This is a genomic window from Streptomyces sp. BK340 (genome assembly GCF_007827595.1).
In the GTDB taxonomy this organism is placed as follows: Bacteria; Actinomycetota; Actinomycetes; order Streptomycetales; family Streptomycetaceae; genus Streptomyces.
This window is the reverse complement of record NZ_VISR01000038.1, coordinates 18029-34860: the sequence shown is the minus strand read 5'-3', so window position 1 is coordinate 34860 and position 16832 is coordinate 18029. Positions and strand designations below refer to the sequence as shown.

At 71.6% G+C, this 16832-nt stretch carries 19 protein-coding genes and 1 pseudogene; 10 read left to right on the top strand and 10 right to left on the bottom strand.

Annotated features, from left to right (window positions below; all coding sequences use genetic code 11):
- Nucleotides 1–6: 6 nt before the first annotated feature.
- Both FB157_RS42205 and FB157_RS42200 read right to left on the bottom strand, forming a co-directional pair.
- Nucleotides 7–186 (bottom strand): hypothetical protein, encoded by a 180-nt coding sequence (locus tag FB157_RS42205; protein WP_145886400.1) that lies wholly within the window; start codon nt 184–186, stop codon nt 7–9.
- 345 nt (nt 187–531) lie between these two features.
- A complete protein-coding gene (locus tag FB157_RS42200) occupies nt 532–1407 on the bottom strand; it encodes an undecaprenyl-diphosphate phosphatase (protein ID WP_145886398.1) in 876 nt (291 codons plus the stop codon).
- A gap of 256 nt (nt 1408–1663) precedes the next feature.
- Here FB157_RS42200 and FB157_RS42195 point away from each other — a divergent pair, with 256 nt between their 5' ends.
- From FB157_RS42195 to FB157_RS42185, 3 genes are read left to right on the top strand one after another with little or no spacing between them, the layout of a single operon-like run.
- Nucleotides 1664–2812: a Gfo/Idh/MocA family protein gene (locus FB157_RS42195; RefSeq protein WP_145886396.1), complete on the top strand. Its 1149-nt coding sequence runs from the start codon at nt 1664–1666 to the stop codon at nt 2810–2812.
- Nucleotides 2809–3738 (top strand): PmoA family protein, encoded by a 930-nt coding sequence (locus FB157_RS42190; protein ID WP_145886394.1) that lies wholly within the window; start codon nt 2809–2811, stop codon nt 3736–3738. Before FB157_RS42195 ends, FB157_RS42190 begins: the two co-directional genes overlap by 4 nt.
- Nucleotides 3732–4466 carry a cupin domain-containing protein gene (locus FB157_RS42185; protein WP_145886391.1) on the top strand — a complete coding sequence of 245 codons (735 nt, stop codon included), beginning with the start codon at nt 3732–3734 and terminating at the stop codon, nt 4464–4466. The genes FB157_RS42190 and FB157_RS42185 overlap by 7 nt, the downstream gene beginning before the upstream one ends.
- Here the strand turns inward: FB157_RS42185 and FB157_RS42180 are convergent.
- Both FB157_RS42180 and FB157_RS42175 read right to left on the bottom strand, forming a co-directional pair.
- A pseudogene (locus tag FB157_RS42180) lies at nt 4442–4702 on the bottom strand (helix-turn-helix domain-containing protein); the annotation flags it as partial. The gene FB157_RS42185 and the pseudogene FB157_RS42180 sit on opposite strands and share 25 nt — an antisense overlap.
- Before the next feature lie 71 nt (nt 4703–4773).
- Nucleotides 4774–5274 carry a helix-turn-helix domain-containing protein gene (locus FB157_RS42175; RefSeq protein ID WP_145886389.1) on the bottom strand — a complete coding sequence of 167 codons (501 nt, stop codon included), beginning with the start codon at nt 5272–5274 and terminating at the stop codon, nt 4774–4776.
- A 116-nt stretch (nt 5275–5390) separates the two neighbouring features.
- Here FB157_RS42175 and FB157_RS42170 point away from each other — a divergent pair, with 116 nt between their 5' ends.
- Nucleotides 5391–6560, top strand: coding sequence for a thiolase family protein (locus FB157_RS42170; RefSeq protein WP_145886387.1), 1170 nt, complete (start codon nt 5391–5393; stop codon nt 6558–6560).
- A 26-nt stretch (nt 6561–6586) separates the two neighbouring features.
- Here FB157_RS42170 and FB157_RS42165 read toward each other — a convergent pair whose 3' ends face one another.
- From FB157_RS42165 to FB157_RS42155, 3 genes are all read right to left on the bottom strand, one after another.
- Complete coding sequence (locus FB157_RS42165) at nt 6587–7366, bottom strand: TVP38/TMEM64 family protein (RefSeq protein ID WP_145886385.1); 780 nt, start codon at nt 7364–7366, stop codon at nt 6587–6589.
- 100 nt (nt 7367–7466) lie between these two features.
- Nucleotides 7467–7931: an NUDIX hydrolase gene (locus FB157_RS42160; RefSeq protein WP_145886383.1), complete on the bottom strand. Its 465-nt coding sequence runs from the start codon at nt 7929–7931 to the stop codon at nt 7467–7469.
- 49 nt (nt 7932–7980) lie between these two features.
- Nucleotides 7981–8325, bottom strand: a complete 345-nt coding sequence (locus tag FB157_RS42155) for a helix-turn-helix transcriptional regulator (RefSeq protein WP_186581928.1) — start codon at nt 8323–8325, stop codon at nt 7981–7983.
- Between the two features lie 271 nt (nt 8326–8596).
- On the opposite strand from FB157_RS42155, the gene FB157_RS42145 reads away from it, so the two are divergent.
- The 5 genes from FB157_RS42145 to FB157_RS42125 all read left to right on the top strand — a co-directional run bounded on the left by FB157_RS42145 (nt 8597) and on the right by FB157_RS42125 (nt 12771).
- A complete protein-coding gene (locus tag FB157_RS42145; protein ID WP_145886381.1) occupies nt 8597–9316 on the top strand; it encodes a DNA alkylation repair protein in 720 nt (239 codons plus the stop codon).
- A 303-nt stretch (nt 9317–9619) separates the two neighbouring features.
- Entirely contained in the window at nt 9620–10789 is a 1170-nt protein-coding gene (gene tuf, locus FB157_RS42140) for an elongation factor Tu (protein WP_145886379.1), read from the top strand.
- A gap of 129 nt (nt 10790–10918) precedes the next feature.
- Nucleotides 10919–11764, top strand: a complete 846-nt coding sequence (locus tag FB157_RS42135) for a spermidine synthase (protein ID WP_145886377.1) — start codon at nt 10919–10921, stop codon at nt 11762–11764.
- A 346-nt stretch (nt 11765–12110) separates the two neighbouring features.
- Nucleotides 12111–12455, top strand: coding sequence for a hypothetical protein (locus tag FB157_RS42130; protein ID WP_145886375.1), 345 nt, complete (start codon nt 12111–12113; stop codon nt 12453–12455).
- A gap of 112 nt (nt 12456–12567) precedes the next feature.
- Nucleotides 12568–12771, top strand: coding sequence for a hypothetical protein (locus tag FB157_RS42125; RefSeq protein ID WP_145886373.1), 204 nt, complete (start codon nt 12568–12570; stop codon nt 12769–12771).
- A gap of 47 nt (nt 12772–12818) precedes the next feature.
- Here FB157_RS42125 and FB157_RS42120 read toward each other — a convergent pair whose 3' ends face one another.
- Both FB157_RS42120 and FB157_RS42115 read right to left on the bottom strand, forming a co-directional pair.
- Nucleotides 12819–13853 carry a hypothetical protein gene (locus FB157_RS42120; RefSeq protein WP_145886371.1) on the bottom strand — a complete coding sequence of 345 codons (1035 nt, stop codon included), beginning with the start codon at nt 13851–13853 and terminating at the stop codon, nt 12819–12821.
- A 66-nt stretch (nt 13854–13919) separates the two neighbouring features.
- The gene (locus tag FB157_RS42115) at nt 13920–14882 is read right to left on the bottom strand and encodes a hypothetical protein (RefSeq protein ID WP_145886369.1); all 963 of its coding nucleotides are present in this window, start codon (nt 14880–14882) and stop codon (nt 13920–13922) included.
- Nucleotides 14883–14969: 87 nt separating this feature from the next.
- Here FB157_RS42115 and FB157_RS42110 point away from each other — a divergent pair, with 87 nt between their 5' ends.
- Nucleotides 14970–15413 (top strand): DUF4442 domain-containing protein, encoded by a 444-nt coding sequence (locus tag FB157_RS42110; RefSeq protein WP_145886505.1) that lies wholly within the window; start codon nt 14970–14972, stop codon nt 15411–15413.
- 112 nt (nt 15414–15525) lie between these two features.
- On the opposite strand, the gene galU is transcribed toward FB157_RS42110, so the two are convergent.
- A complete protein-coding gene (gene galU / locus FB157_RS42105; RefSeq protein ID WP_145886367.1) occupies nt 15526–16479 on the bottom strand; it encodes a UTP--glucose-1-phosphate uridylyltransferase GalU in 954 nt (317 codons plus the stop codon).
- Between the last annotated feature and the right edge of the window lie 353 nt (nt 16480–16832).

The window sequence follows — 16832 nt, the reverse complement described above, 5'->3', positions numbered from 1 at the left end:
CCGGTCTCAGGCCGCCTCGATGATCTCTCCGCGGATGGCCGCCGCCCACTCGACCACCAACAGCTCGTACTCCGCGCGCTCCTGGGCCGACAGGGTGCCGCCCGCACGCAGCCACAGCGCCCGGATCTGCTCGTTCACCTCGGCAGCAGACCGCACGGAACCAGGGGTCAGTGAATCGGGGGACATGCGGACAAGCGTAGGGGCAAGCACTGACACTGCGCTACCGCGTCGCTACTCAGAACGTATGGGCTTGGTCACCGGCCGGCACGCCCGCGTTCGCGGTCGCGCCAGCCCAGAAGGCATATGCCCCGACGGGCCGCCGAGCGGAAGAAGTCGCGGGTGGCGGTGAACTTCCCCTCCGGACAAGCTCGTTCGTCCCCCTCGCGGCCACTGGATCCGCAGGCCATGGCCGCTTCGGGGAAGCGGGAGGGCAGGTTGGAGGGGGCTCGTTCAGGCCCGTCCCGTCCAGGGCGTGGGAGATGTCCGAAACGGCGGTGGACGCACCGGAGCCGGGGTGGACCGTCAGGCCCCTCAGCTCGCCGATTCCGCCGCGTGGGGGCTCAGGACGCCCGCGGTCACCAGCGCGATGATGACGATGCCGAGGGCGATGCGGTACCAGACGAAGGGCATGAAGCTCTTGTTGGAGATCCACTTCATGAACCAGGCGATCACCGCGTAACCCGACGCGAACGCGATCACCGTCGCGAACAGGGTCGGGCCCCAGTCGACATCGCCGCTGCCCACCGAGTCCTTCACCTCGAACAGCCCGGACGCCAGCACCGCCGGGATGGCCAGCAGGAAGGAGTAACGGGCGGCCGCCTCGCGCCGGTAGCCCATGAACAGGCCGCCGCTGATGGTCGCTCCGGAGCGGGAGACACCGGGGATGAGGGCACATGCCTGGCAGAGACCGAAGATCAGGCCGTCCCTGACGCCGAGGTTCTCCAGCGTCTTGCGCTGCTTGGGCGCGCGGTGCCGCCCCCCGGTCTCGTCACGGGCCGCCAGGCGGTCGGCGATGCCGATCACCACACCGACGACGACGAGCATCGTCGCGGTGATCCGCAGATCGCGGAACGGGCCCTCGATCTGGTCCTTGAGCGTCACACCGAGCACACCGATCGGGATCGAGCCGACGATCACCAGCCAGCCCATCTGGGCGTCGTGGTTGTGCCGCATCGCCTTGTCGAACAGCGAACGGAACCAGGCCGAGATGATCCGCCCGATGTCCTTGCGGAAGTAGATCAGTACCGCCGCCTCCGTACCGATCTGGGTGATCGCGGTGAAGGCCGCCCCGGGGTCCTTCCAGCCCGAGAAGGCCGCGGTCAGCCGCAGATGCGCGCTGGAGGAGACGGGCAGGAACTCGGTCAGCCCCTGGACGAGTCCGAGGACGAGGGATTCAAACCAAGACATGAAGGTGCGACGTCCAAGCACTGATGGGATACGTGGTGATCATGTGACGAGTGCAGCGTATCGGGCTTCCCGGCCCGCCCGGGAACAGGGGTTCGGCGCCGGCCCGCGGTGAGCGGAGGGACACGAAGGTCCAAGGGCGGCACCGGGTGTTGACCGGCCCCGGCGCCTCCGCTTACGTTGCAGCGCAGGAGAAAGCGCTTGCCGCACCCGCCGCACCGCGCCCGCCGCCGTCCCCGGAGGAGTGCTGAACCCGCCCATGCCTCGCTCGACATCCCCCTTCTCCGGCCGGCGCATCCGGGCCGCCGTCATCGGCGCCGGCGCCATCGGGCGCGGATCGCATCTGCCCGCGCTCACCCGGCTCGCCGAGGAGGGCGAGACGGAGGTCGTGGCCGCCGTCGACATCGACAAGGACGCCGTCGAGGCGTTCTGCGCCGAGGCCGGAATCCCGCACGCCTACACCGACGTCGACCTGATGCTCGCCGAGCAGCGGCCGGACCTGGTCACCATCGGCACCCCGCCCACGCTGCACCGTGCACAGACGGTGTCCGCGCTGCGCGCCGGAGCCTGGGTGTGGTGCGAGAAGCCCCCGGTGCCCTCGCTCGCCGACTTCGACGCGATCGAGGCGGAGGAGGGCACCGACGGCGGGCCGTACGCGTCGATCGTGTTCCAGCACCGCTTCGGCTCCGGATCCCGGCATGTGCGCCGGCTCCTCGCCGAACGGACGATGGGGCGCCCGCTGGTGGCCCACTGCCAGACCACCTGGTACCGGGACACCGCCTACTACGCCGTGCCCTGGCGGGGTCGCTGGCAGACCGAGGGCGGCGGCCCGGCCATGGGGCACGGCATCCACCAGATGGATCTGCTGCTCGACCTGCTCGGGCCGTGGAGCGAGGTGCGGGCCATGGCCGGCCGGCTGGTGCACGACGTGGAGACCGAGGACGTCTCCACCGCACTCGTCCGCTTCGAGAACGGTGCGCTGGCGACCGTCGTCAACAGTGTGCTCAGCCCCGACGAGGTCAGCCGTGTCCGCGTCGACTGCGAACGTGCCACCGTCGAACTGACCCACCTCTACGGGCACGCCAACGCCGACTGGCGGATCACCCCGGCTCCCGACGTGCCGTCCGAACAGGTCGCCGCCTGGCGCGACTTCGGGCCCGACGTGCCCAGTTCGCACCTCGCGCAGCTGCGGGAGCTGGTCGCGAGCATGCGCGCGGGGGAGCGGCCCCGCAGCAGCGGGCCGGACGGGCGCACCAGCCTGGAGCTGATCACCGCCCTGTACAAGTCGGCGTTCACCGACACGACCGTACGCCGCGGCGAGATCGGCCCCGGCGACCCGTACTACACGGCCCTGCACGGCGACGCGCCCGGCTGGGCGCCCGAGGAGGCCGAGGAGGTCCCGGCATGAGCGGCGGCCTGCGCCTCGTGCACGCCCACGGCGACCGGATCACCCTGACGGAACCGCTCACCGGCGTCGAGCTGTTCGCCTACGTCTACCGCCGGGAGGCTGCCTGGGAGGCGCCGAAGCCGTACCTCCACCCGGTGCGCACCCTGGCGGGCGACGTCGTCACCGACTACCGGCCCAACGACCACCGCTGGCACAAGGGCCTGTCGCTGACCGCCTCGCATCTGTCCGGGGCCAACCTGTGGGGCGGCAACACGTACGTCCATGGCGAGGGCTATCTCGAACTCCCCGAGCGGGTCGGCTCGATGGCGCACGTCGGTTTCGACGAGATCGCCGCGGACGAGGACCGGGCCGTCATCGCCGAGCGGCTGACCTGGCACCCGCACGGCGGCGAGCTGTGGGCCGAGGAGGTCCGCCGCGTCGAGGTGCACGACGTCGCCCCGGCCTGTGGCACCTGGGCGCTGACCTGGTCGTCCGCGGTGACCAACCGCCGCGACGAGCCCCTCCGCTTCGGCAGTCCGACCACGGCCGGGCGTGAGATGGCCGGCTACACCGGCCTGTTCTGGCGCGGCCCGCGTGCCTTCCGCGGCGGCCGGATCGTCGGCCCCGGCGGGGAGGGCCCGGAGCTGATGGGTACGCAGGGCCCCTGGCTGGCCCTGTCCGGCGAGCACGACGGCACCGACGGGCGCGCCACCGTCGTCTTCGCGCACGCCCCGGAGAACGATCACTCGGGTGCCGGGGGAACCCACCCCGCCCACTGGTTCGTCCGCAACGAACCCTTCGCGGCCATCGCCCCGTCCTGGGCCTTCCACGAGGAGTTCGAACTGGCCCCCGCCGACACCCTCACCCGCCGCTACCGCGTCGTCGTCGCGGACGGTGCCTGGGGGCGGGAGGAGATCACCGCGTACCTGGAGGCGCACCCGTGGTGAGCGGGTACGCCGGGCTGCCCGGCGGGGTCGCCGTGTCGCGCCTGTGCGTCTACGACTGGCCCGCAGCCGACGGCCTGCACGGCGGAACTCCCCATCTGCACCTGGCCTGTTCGGAGGCGTACGTGGTCACGGGCGGCACGGGTGCCGTCCAGACGCTGACGGTGTCCGGGTACCGGGTCACGCCCCTGGAGGCGGGCACGGTCGCCTGGTTCACGCCGGGCACGGTCCACCGGCTGGTCAACGACGGCGACCTGCGCATCACCGTCCTGATGCAGAACAGCGGCCTGCCGGAGGCCGGTGACGCGGTGCTCACCCTGCCCCCGCGGTACCTGACCGACCCGGACACGTACGCCGCCGCGACCGTGATCCCGGCCGACGCGCCCGAGGAGCAGCGGGAGCGGCTCGCCCGCGCCCGCCGGGACCTGGCCCTGGAGGGGTACCGCGCCCTGCGTGCGGCCACCGGACCCGAGTCCCTGGCTGCCTTCCACCGGGCCGCCGCAGCCCTCGTGCGGCCTCGGCTGGCCGAGTGGCGCGAGCGGTGGCGGCACGGGGCACGCGCGGCCGCGGAGACCACCGGGGACCACCTGGACCGTCTGGGACGCGGCGATGTCTCCCACCTCGCCGAAGCCGCCGTACGGGCCGAACAGCCCTCGGAGGAGGGGAAGTTCGGGATGTGCGGACGGCTGGACGTGTACCGGTCGCAGGCGCTGCCGTCCCCCGACGTGTAGCCGTACCGCACCGCGATCTCCAGCAGCGTCCGGTCCCCGGCCAGCACCTCGGCGCCGGCGACCGTGAGCCGCCTGCGCCGGATGTACTCCGACAGCGGCATCCCGGCCAGCGCGGAGAACAGCCGCCGCAGGTGGTACTCCGAAGTCACCGCGATCCGCGCGAGGTCGGCCCCCTCGATCCGCCGGTCGAGGTGGCCCTCGATGTGCTCCATGGCCTGGTTCAGTCGCTCCAGCACCCCGGCCTCCTTCCCTTTCGAACTCACGTTAGGAAGGACTCGCCCTGCCGGACCCGACATCCTGTGCCCGATCAGGTCGGGTGCGAGGAGCGGCCGACGGGGCGGGCGGCCGCCGGGCCGGTGATCGTCCAGCCCGGGGCCTGCGGGTGGGCCGTCAGGTCCTCGTGGTGGACGGGCTCGCCGCAGGCCCGGCAGGTGACCTGGGGGACCAGTTCGCTGCCGCAGCTGTGCTCGATGACCATGGGGAGGTCGGCTCCCTGGCGCAGGTGGCGGTCGCCCCACTCCTTGAGGGTCATCAGGACCGGCTCCAGCTCCAGCCCGGCCGGTGTGGGCCGGTACTCGAAGCGCTGCGGGCGCTCGCTGTAGGCGCGTTTGGTGAGGATCCCCGCGTCCACGAGCCGGCGCAGCCGGGTGGCCAGGATGTCGCGCGGGGCGCCGATGTTGCGCACGAGCTGGTCGAAGCGGCCGTTGCCCAGGCACACCTCGCGCAGGACGAGCAGGGAGTACTTCTCGCCGACCACGGCGAGGGCGTCGGCGATGGAGCAGGGGCGCGGGTCTTTCGTGGCGGCCATGGTGGCCAGTCTAGATGAGGGTTTGATTTTCCAACTCGGCGAGCTATCGTGAGTTTGGATTTCCTACTCACTGGTAGCTCCCTACGGGTAGCCAGGCGGCCAAGGAGGCCCGCACCATGCGAGACGCAGTGATCGTCGAAGCCGTACGCACCCCCATCGGCAAGGGCAAGCCGAACGGCTCCCTCGCCCACGTCCACCCCGTGCAGCTCCTCGCGCACACCCTGCGCACCCTGGTCGAGCGCTCCGGCGTCGACCCGGCGCTGATCGACGACGTCATCGGCGGCACCGTCGACCAGGTCGGCGAGCAGGCCATGAACACCACCCGGTACGCCGTCCTCGCCGCCGGATTCCCGGAGGCGGTCCCGGCGACCACCGTGGACCGGCAGTGCGGCTCCTCCCAGCAGGCCGTGCACTTCGCCGCGCAGGGCGTCATCTCGGGCGCCTACGACCTCGTCGTCGCCTGCGGCGTCGAGTCGATGAGCCGCGTGCCGATGTGGTCCAACGTGCCGGCCGGCAAGGACCCCTTCGGTCCGGGCGTGGCCGAGCGCTATCCGGAGGGCCTGGTGCCGCAGGGCATCAGCGCGGAACTCATCGCCGCCAAGTGGTCCCTCACGCGCGCGCGGATGGACGAGTTCGCGGTCTCCTCGCACCACAAGGCCGCCGCCGCGTGGGAGGCCGGCCTGTTCGGCGCCGAGGTCGCGCCGCTGGAGGGCGTCACCCGCGACGAGTGCGTACGGCCCGGCAGCACCCCGGAGATCCTCGGCGGCCTCAAGCCCGCCTACTACGACCCCGGTTTCGCCGAGCGTTTCCCGCAGATCGAGTGGAACGTCACCGCGGGCAACGCGAGCCCCGTCAACGACGGCGCCTCCGCCGTGCTGATCACCTCCAGCGAGACCGCGGCCCGTCTCGGCCTGCGCCCGCTCGCCCGCCTGCACAGCTTCGCCGTCACCGGCTCCGACCCGCTGCTGATGCTCACCGGTGTCATCCCGGCGACGGAGAAGGTGCTGCGCCGGGCCTCGCTGAGCCTGGCCGACATCGACCTGTTCGAGATCAACGAGGCCTTCTCCAGCGTGGTCCTCTCCTGGCAGCAGGAGACCGGCGCCGACCTCGCCAAGGTCAACGTGCACGGCGGCGCCATCGCCCTCGGCCACCCGCTGGGCGCCAGTGGCACCCGTCTGACCACCACCCTGGTCCACGCCATGCGCGAGCGCGGTGCGCGCTACGCCCTGCAGACCATGTGCGAGGCCGGCGGGCTCGCCAACGCGATGATCCTGGAAGGCGTCTGAAGGATCATCGGCCGGTCAACAGCCGATCACTGCTCGCGCAGGTGGTGGCGCTTGCGCCAGGCCACCACCGTGCCCGCGAGCGCCGGCAGGGCGATGGAGGCCATCGCGATCAGGAAGGCGGGCGAGGTCGGCGCCGAGGCGCGGGCGCCGGCGACCGCGTAGGCGGCCGTGTTCGGGATCGAGCCGAGGGCCGTGGCCAGCAGGAACGGCAGCCAGCCCATCCGGGAGACGGCGGCACAGTAGTTCGCCGCCCAGAACGGCACACCCGGGAAGAGCCGGGCCGCCAGCATCGAACGGAACCCGTGCCGGCTGAGCTGCCCGTCGGCCGCCTTCAGCCAGCGGCCGCGCAGCAACGGCCGCAGCGCGTCCTGCCCCAGCACCCGGCCGAGTCCGAAGGCGACGCCGGCGCCGAGCACCGTGCCGGCCAGCGCCGTCGTCAGGCCGAGCTGGGAGCCGAACAGCGCGCCCGCCCCCAGGTTCAGCAGGGGGCGCGGCACGAACGCCACCGTGCACAGCCCGTACGCCACCGCGAACACGACGGCCGCCGCGGCGCCGCCCAGCTGCGGCGGCCAGCCGTGCGTGAGCAGCCGCTGCGGCTCGAACGCGAGCACGCAGGACGCGGCGCCCGCGAGCAGGGCGAGCAGCAGGGACAGCCGCGCGTACGGCGACAGCACCAGGCCCCTGCAGCGGGCGGCGAACCCCACGCGAGGCAGGGGCGGGACGGGAACGGCCGTGGGGACGGCCTGCTCCATGGCGGCGGCCCGGGGAGAGGCCGTGGCGGTGCCAGAGCGGTCGGCATCGAGCATCCGGCGACCCTAACCGACGCATGCGTGTGATCGCCGTATGGTCCGTCTCATCACCGGTCCCCGTACGCAGGGCCTGCCGGGCTGTCCCGTGCCGGCCGCTTCAGGTCCGCCAGGGGCCCTCCGGTACCAGTGCTTCCAGTACGGTCAGCAGCTGGGGCGGTTCGAGGCGGTCCGGGAGCGAGGCCAGGTCCGGCCAGGCGATCCAGGCATGGGTGTCGAGGGTGATCTGCTCGTCGGGCAGCAGGCCGGTCCGTACGAGCGTCGGCTGTTCCTCGGCGAACCGTGCCAGGAAGAACTGCTCCGAGCCCGTGTAGCGCTTGCCGTTCCACCACACGTCTCGTTCGACGGGCACGGACCGGTCGGTGACCGCGGCCGGGTCCAGTCCGGTCTCCTCGGCCAGTTCGCGCCGTGCCGCCTCCAGCGGCGTCTCACCGGGATCTATGCCCCCGCCGGGCGGTTCCCACAGCAGTGTGCCGTCGAACGGGTCGCGCCAGCCCAGCAGGAGTACGCGGTGGGCGGCGTCCAGGCAGATGACCCGCGCTGCGGGCCGGTGTGTCGTCTCCACCGCCTCAATCTAGCCATGCGGCCATGCGGCCATGCGGTGATCGAGGTCCCTACGCCGACAGCTGATCGCCCAAGGGGCTGCGCAGGTAAAGGACCAGGTGGCCGTGGCGGGCACGGGTGACCAGTCCGGCGCGGTGCAGGACACCGAGGTGCCGGCTCACCGTGCCGGTGCTGACGCCCAGTCGGTGGGCCAGTCCGGTCGTACTCCCGGGTTCCGCGAGGAGCGCCAGGATCCGGGCGCGGGTGCGGCCGAGCAGGTCGGCCAGAGCGGTCGGCGGGCCGGCTGGCCGCCGTGCCGGACCGTGGCGAGGCCCCGGGCCGGGTACCGGATCCGGGGGGCGAGTCCGGCGCCGGCGCTCGGTGCGGACACCGTCCTTCCCTTCACCGTCCCGCACGATTTCACCGACGGGTTCCAGATCGCGTACTGGCGGCGGCCCGGAGCGCTACCTCGCCCCGATCATCCGGCGGGCGAGTTCCACGTTCGCCCAACTTCCCCCGTCCGTCGTCGAACCGGCGGTCGCCCGACTGCGCGCGGACCTGGCCATGGGAGACCGGCAGCGCCGCCACGCGGACCTGCTGGACCGGGAGTCCGTGGACCACGGCTACCGCCTGGTCGTCGCCGGGCAGGACGGCCCGTGACCGGGTGATCGCCGTATCGTTCGTCCCATGACCGTCACAGGTGCGGCCCCGCCGGACGTGCCGCCCAGCGCCCTCGCCGACGCCGTGCTGGAGCGGCTGACCGCCACGTACGCCGCCGCGGCCGATCCCGGCAGGGCCGCGGCGATGCGGGCGTACATGAAGGACGTGGCGCCCTTCCTCGGGATCCCGACCCCGGACCGGCGCACCCTGTCCCGCACCGTCCTGGCCGGCACCTCCCGGCCGGACGAGGCCGACTGCACCGCGATCGCCCTGCGCTGCTGGCAGCTGCCCGAGCGGGAGTACCACTACTTCGCCGTGGACTACCTGCGCCGCCACGCGGCCCGCTGTTCCTCCGCGTTCCTGCCCGTCGCCCGGCACCTCGTCACCACCGTCTCCTGGTGGGACACCGTCGATCTGCTCGCCGCGCACCTCGTCGGCGCCCTGGTCGCGGCAGAGCCCGCGCTCACGGCCGACATGGACGCCTGGATCACCGACGACAACCTCTGGGTGGCGCGTACGGCCCTGCTGCACCAGCTCCGCTACAAGGAACGCACCGACACCGGCCGGCTGTTCGCCTACTGCCTGCTCCAGTCCGGCCACCCCGACTTCTTCGTCCGCAAGGCCATCGGCTGGTGCCTGCGCGAGTACGCCAAGACCGATCCCGAGGCCGTACGCGGCTTCCTGGCACGTGAGCGGAGCCGGTTCGCGCCGCTGACCGTGCGCGAGGCGCTGAAGAACATCTCCTGAGGACCGCCAGAACATTTCCCGAGGGCAGCCGAACCCGCTGCCCCGACTCGCGTACCGCGAAAAACCATTCGACGCCGGACAAACCGTCGGCGATGATCGTCGACATGTTCCGGTACGCCTTCCTCCTCGCAGCATCCGCCGTCGCGGATGCGCCGAAGGCTGCCGTCCCGATCCTCGCGGCCGCTGTCGACGGCGCCCGAAGCTGACCCTCTCCGGATCGTCCGGCGGACCCCGCAGGGGGAGGGTCGGCCACTCCCCGGGGTCCCGCGTTTCCGTACCGCTGAGAGGCTTCGAGGTACAGCCATGTCCAAAACGGCATACGTGCGCACCAAGCCGCACCTGAACATCGGCACGATGGGCCACGTCGACCACGGCAAGACCACCCTGACCGCCGCCATCACCAAGGTCCTGGCCGAGCGCGGCACCGGCACCTTCGTCCCGTTCGACCGCATCGACCGGGCCCCGGAGGAGGCCGCCCGCGGTATCACCATCAACATTGCGCACGTCGAGTACGAGACCGACACCCGGCACTACGCCCATGTCGACATGCCGGGCCACGCCGACTACGTCAAGAACATGGTCACCGGCGCCGCGCAGCTCGACGGGGCGATCCTCGTCGTCTCCGCGCTCGACGGGATCATGCCGCAGACCGCCGAGCACGTGCTGCTCGCCCGGCAGGTGGGTGTCGACCACGTCGTCGTCGCGCTCAACAAGGCCGACGCGGGCGACGAGGAGCTGACCGACCTGGTCGAGCTGGAGGTCCGCGACCTGCTCACCGCGCAGGGGTACCCGGGGGACACCGTGCCCGTCGTACGGGTCTCCGGGCTGAAGGCGCTGGAGGGCGACCCGCGCTGGACGGCGTCGATCGAGGCGCTGCTCGACGCGGTAGACACCTATGTGCCGATGCCCGAGCGGTATCTGGACGCGCCGTTCCTGCTGCCGGTGGAGAACGTGCTCACCATCACCGGGCGGGGCACGGTCGTCACGGGCGCCGTGGAGCGGGGCACGCTCCGCCTGGGGGACCGGGTGTCGGTGCTCGGTGCCGGCGTGGAGAGCGTCGTCACCGGGCTGGAGACCTTCGGCAAGCCGATGGAGGAGGCGCAGGCGGGGGACAACGTGGCCGTGCTGTTGCGCGGTGTGCCGCGGGACGCCGTCAGGCGGGGGCACGTGGTGGCCGCGCCGGGGAGCGTGGTGCCGAGCCGGCGCTTCGCGGCGCGGGTCTACGTGCTGGCCGGGCGCGAGGGCGGGCGTACGACGCCGGTGTCGACGGGGTACCGACCGCAGTTCTACATCCGTACGGCCGATGTCGTGGGGGACGTCGACCTGGGGGAGGTGGCGGTCGCGCGGCCGGGGGAGACGGTCGAGATGACGGTCGAGCTGGGGCGCGATGTGCCGTTGGAGCCGGGCCTCGGGTTCGCCATCCGTGAGGGCGGGCGGACCGTGGGCGCCGGTACGGTCACCTCTGTCGGCTGAGGGTCCCCGGACCGCAGGGGGCCCGGTGCGTGGGGGACCGCCGGCCGGTGACGGCCGGCCGCGCGGTGCCCCGCGCCCCTGGCCGGGACCTTGTGCCCGGTGGCCTCCCGGACCGGAGACAATGGCGTCGTGAGTGAAGCCATACCTGTGACCCGGGCCGTCGACCACGGCACCGCCAAGCTGATGCCCGATGTCGACCGGGAGCGGGCCTGGCTGCTCACGGTCGACGGGGCGCCGCAGTCCTACGTCGACCTGGACGAGCCGACGTATCTGGAGTTCGAGTACACGCGGCGGCTCGGGTACGTGCTGGACACCGTGGCCGGGGAGGGGCTCGCGCTGGACGTGGTGCACCTGGGCGGGGGAGCGCTCACGCTTCCCCGGTACCTCGCCGCCACCCGGCCCGGCTCCCGGCAGGACGTGGTCGAGGCCGACCGGGGGCTGCTGGACCTGGTCGTCGAGCATCTGCCGGTTCCGGCGGGCTCGGGTGTCGTGCTGCACAGCGCCGACGCCCGGGCCTGGCTCGAGGCCGCCCCGGACGACTCGGCCGACGTGCTGATCGCCGACGTGTTCGGCGGCTCACGGGTCCCGGCCCATCTCACCTCGCTCACCTACGCCCGCGAGGCCGAGCGTGTGCTGCGGCCCGACGGGGTCTATCTGGCCAACCTTGCCGACGCTGCGCCGTTCGGGTTCCTGCGTTCCCAACTGGCCAACTTCGCGGCCGTGTTCGAGGAGCTGGCGCTGATCGCCGAGCCGGGCGTGCTGCGCGGTCGGCGGTTCGGCAACGCGGTTCTCGTCGCCTCGCACCGGCCCGTCGACACGGCTGCCGTCGCCCGTCTCACCGCCGCCGACGTCTTCCCGGCCCGGGTCGAACACGGTCCGGCGCTGCGGGACTTCATCGGTGCCGCCCAGCCGGTCGGCGACAGCGAGGCCGTACCCTCTCCCGAGCCCCCCGACGGAGCCTTCGGCATCGGCTGAGGGGATCGGAGCGGTTGTCGGGCGCGCTGTGGGGTGACTCATCGCGGTGATCCATTGCGGTGAACCATTGCGATGCATCCGGGTGGAAAGGGGCTGAAACCGACGGCGGAGGCTTGACGCGGGGAATCGGACTGGCGGTGCAGGGACCGTCCGCACACCCGGAAGGATCACAAGATGCAGCGTCGCAGCTCGTTGTACCTGTCCCCTGCCGTATGCGTCGACCGCGCTGGCCACGGCATCGCCGGCGTCCGCGCAGACGGAGGTTCCCTGTGACTCCACGGCGTTCGTCCAAGCCGTCAACAGCGCGACGATCACGCGGAGCACGAGCGCCCCGTCATTCGGCGCCATGAAGGTCCACGCCGACCTGAACCTGGACCGGATCACGATCACCAACGGCGATGCGACCACGTCGTTCGCTGACTTCGGCGGCGCCATCGCGGTTCTCAACGGCACCCTCAACCTGGACCGCGGCAACATCCGGGACAACCAGGGCAGTTTCTCCGGCGGCGTCGGCGGTACCACGATGAACATCACGCAGAGCCAGATCAGCGACAACCACGCCTTCAACAACGGCGGCGGCATCGCCGTCGACGGAACGCTCCGACTCACCCGCAGCCGGGTGGTCAACAACACCGCCGACTTGAAGGGCGGAGGCATTGCCCGGGGGCGTTCGTGGCGCGGTTGTCGTTGACGTTGCTGTCGGTCAGAGACACGTTGCCGGAGCCGAAGTTGGCGAATCCGCCCCCTACGCCGCCCAGACCCACCGCACGGTTGGCGTTGATGTTGCTGTCCTCCACGAAGGCATGGCCGTCATTGCCGGCTTCGACAACGAGGGCGGGGTCACCAGCGTCACCCTGGACCGGCTGCCGCAACTGACACCGAACCCCCCGCTGGATCCGCTCCGCAAGGGGGCCGGGTCCCGGCCTGCCGTGCGGGAGGCAGGGACCCGGCAGCAACACCTGCACCGACCCCGCCACCGGGCCCGGCTGCCCGGTCTGACGGCGTAGGCGGTGGAGGTCACCGGGCGGCTTCCCGGCCCTCCACCGCCGGTTCGTCAGTTGCTGTTCGTCGGATCGCCGTGCAGCCGTACCGTGCTGAGGATCTTCATGATCGTCGCGGTGCCGACCTCGTTGTGCACGCCCTTGGCGCCGTAGAAGTCGAACGACACGATGTCGTCGGCCGAGTTCTTGAAGGCGAAGGTCAGGGCCTTGCCGTCGCTCGCACACTTGCCCTTCTGCGGGCTGTTGGCGGAGTGGGCCCAGGCGTAGGCGCCCTGGAGGCCCGACGCGGTCTTGTAGGGCGTGGCCTTCTTGTCGAAGGTGATGCTCCTCTTGTCGGGCTGGGTGTAGCCGCCGTAGACGTACCACGGCACCCGCGTGACCGCCGCGTCGGCGGGGCTCTTCGCGCCGTTCTCGCCCCGGGTGCCGGCGACGGCCAGTGCGGTGTTCTCGGTCCTGCCGTCCTTGTCGCTGTCCGTGGAACACCACTTCGACTGGTACTCGGCCGGTCCGGACACCGAGGTGATCAGCTTGTCGTTGTCGGCGTGGTCCTCCATGAAGACGGAGGTGTCGGGGGACTCGACCTCCCAGCTCGCCGGGACCTCGAACGCCGTGCCGAACTTGGGGTTGACGACGACCTTCCAGCCCGCGACGGTCGGCTTCTCGGTCTCGTCGCCGCGCGGGTCGTCGTTCGTGGCCGACGAACTCGCCGTCGGATCCGTCTTCGGTGACTGGCTTGCCTTGCCCTTGTCCTTGCCGCTGTCGGCCTCGTCCTTCTTGGAACCGCCGAGAACCAGGAACGCGGTGACACCGGCCGCGACGACGACGGCCGTTGCCGCGACGATGGCGACCAGCTTGGTCCGGTTGCCGCCACCGCCACCGCCGCCGTTCTGCGGCGGCTGCGGGGCACCCGCGGGAGCGGGTGCTCCCCACTGCGGCTGTTGCCCGTACGCGTTCGGCTGCTGACCCTGCTGCGGGTACTGCTGGTAGCCGGGCTGCTGATACGGATTCGGCTGCTGGTAACCCGGCTGCTGGTACGGGTTGTTCTGCGGGTTCTGCGCGCCCCCGGGCGGCTGCTCTCCTGGCCACATGGCCAGTAACCCTAGTGCGCCCAGGGACACGATTCGGTCACCGGCCCTTGTCAGGGACGTACCGAATCAGGAGTGTGACTGCTCGTCGTACAGCCGCACGGTCCGCATGATCTTGCTGACCGTGGCGTCCGGGACCTCCTCCGAGACGCCCTCGGCACCGAAGAACGACCACGACAGCATGGCGCCGTCACGGTCCTTGAAGGCGAACGTGGTCGCCTTGCCGTCGGTGTCGCACCGGTCCCGCTTCACCGTCCCGGACGACCGGGAAGTGGCGACGCTGCCCGTGATGCCGGACGCGGTGGTGAACGACGTGACCGGGCCGGTCGTGACCTTCTTGCGGTCCGGTTGCGTGTACCAGCCGTAGACCCAATTAGCCGAGTCCTGGCGGGCGACGTCGGCCGGGTTCTTGGCGCCCTTGTTCCCGCGCGTGCCCACGTTCGCCAGCGGGGTGTAGTCGGTCTTGCCGTCCTTGTCCTCGTCCGTGCCGCACCACTTCTCCTTCAGCACGGCGGGGGCCTTCATGCCGACCAGCACCTTGTCGTCGGAGTCCTCGGTGACGTAGGTGATCCAGTCCTTGGAGCGCACCTGCCAGCCGGCGGGGACGTCGAAGGCGATGCCGGTGACCGGGTTCACCACGACCTTCCAGCCGGCGACCGTCGGCTTCGGGACGTCGTCCGCCGAGCGCGGGTTGTCCCCGGGCGAGGGGGCCGTGGCGGTGGGGGAGGACGTGGCGGGGTCGGGCCGGGCCTTGTCGTCGCTCTTGCCGCCCAGCAGCAGGACCCCGGTCACACCGGCCGTGACCACCACGGCGGCCGCCGCCAGGATCGCCACCAGCCTGGTGCGACCGCCGCCGCCCGGCTGCGGTGCCGGGGGCTGTCCCCACGGGGTGGGCGGCTGCTGCCCGGCGTAGGGGTTGGGCTGCTGCTGGTACGGATTCGGCTGCTGGTAGGGGCCGGGCTGCTGGTAGCCGGGCTGCTGGTACGGGTTGTGCTGCTGGCCGCTTCCCGGCGGCTGTTCCCCTGGCCACATGGGCCGCAACGATACAGCGGTGATCAACGGGGGGTACTGGCCAGCCACCCTACCCACGGGTAACATGGCGACATGAGCGCAGACCAGATGTCGATCGGCGACATGCTCGCCGCCACCGTCCCGATGGCCCGGACGCTGAACCTGGAGTTCCTGGAGACGTCTCCGGACCAGGCCGTGGTGTCCCTGCCGGACCAGGGTGACTTCCACAACCACGTGGGTGGGCCGCACGCCGGTGCGATGTTCACGCTCGGGGAGTCGGCCAGTGGGGCCATCGTGCTGGCCGCGTTCGGCGACCAGCTCTCGCGTGCCGTGCCGCTCGCCGTGCGGGCCGAGATCGCCTACAAGAAGCTGGCGATGGGCGCCGTCACCGCGACCGCCAGGCTGGGCCGCCCGGCCGCCGAGGTCGTGGCCGAGCTGGACGCGGGGCAGCGCCCGGAGTTCCCGGTGAAGATCGAGATCCGCCGTGCGGACGGTGCGGTCACCGGCGAGATGCAGGTCGTGTGGACGCTGCGTCCCAACAACAAGGACTGACGCGGGACTTGTAGAGCTTGTGGGGCTGGTCGGGTCTGTGGGATTCGCGGGCCCCGGCAGGTTCTGGAGGGTTTGGGGAGGGGTCCGGGCGGATCCCTCCCCTCGCGTCGTCTCAGGCCGCCCGGCGCTCCTCCCCGGTGCCGGCCTCGCCGTCCCCCAGCCCCGCCACGAACTCCCTGAGCCATCCCCTGAATTCGGGACCCAGGTCCGGGCGGGCGCAGGCCAGGCGGACCACCGTGCGCAGATAGTCCGCCTTGTCGCCGGTGTCGTAGCGCAGGCCGTCGAAGACGACCCCGTGCACCGTGCCGCCCACGGCCAGGTCCTGGAGGGCGTCCGTCAGCTGGATCTCGCCGCCGCGGCCCGGCGGGGTCTGTTCCAGGACGTCGAAGACGGCGGGGTCGAGGACGTAACGGCCGATGACCGCGTAGCGGCTCGGCGCCTTCTCGGGTGACGGCTTCTCGACCAGACCGGTGACGCGCACGACACCCTCCTCGCCGGCGGGTTCCACCGCCGCGCAGCCGTAGAGGTGGATCTGCGCCGGGTCGACCTCCATCAACGCGACCACCGTGCCCGCGTACCGGTCACGGACGTCCAGCATGCGGCTGAGCAGGGTTTCCCGCGGGTCGATCAGGTCGTCGCCGAGCAGGACGGCGAAGGGCTGGTCCCCGACGTGGTGGCGGGCGCACAGCACGGCGTGGCCGAGGCCGAGCGGGTCGCCCTGACGGATGTGGTGGATGTCGGCCAGCCGCGCGGGATCGCGTACGGCGTCCAGGCGCACGGTGTCGCCCTTCGCCGCCAGGGCCTGCTCCAGCTCGAAGGCGCTGTCGAAGTGGTCCTCGATGGCGCGCTTGTGCCGGCCGGTGACCATCAGGATGTCGTCGAGGCCGGCCGCCGCGGCCTCCTCGACGACGTACTGGATGGCCGGCTTGTCGACGACGGGAAGCATCTCCTTCGGCGTCGCCTTGGTCGCGGGCAGGAACCGGGTGCCGAGCCCGGCGGCCGGGACGACCGCCTTGCGTACCGAGCGGGCGCGGGCGGGGGTCGCTGTGGGGTGGGGGGCGATCATGCGGCCATGCTCGGGCACGCGGATGAGAGCGCGCCGAGAAGAACGTGGGAACCGGCTGTGCGTGTCCGCCGAGGGGGCGGGCGGGGAGTTGGAGATTTCGTGTGGCATCCGGCTTTGCATGCGCACAAGTTGACCGTCATGCAACCGCACCCTCAAAGAGGTGTGTGGATACCGCCGGTAACTGTCGTGTATTTCCCCGACTTTGACGTCGAGTCATTCCGGCTTCTTGTTTCCTGTGAGGCCCGTGTGCGAAGGTGAGCCCTCCTGTGAGAGGGGCAGAGGTCGCAACCGAACGGCAAGGCCGGGCCCCTCAGGTATGCACCGATCAGGCACTGCTTTCCGACGGGGCGCCA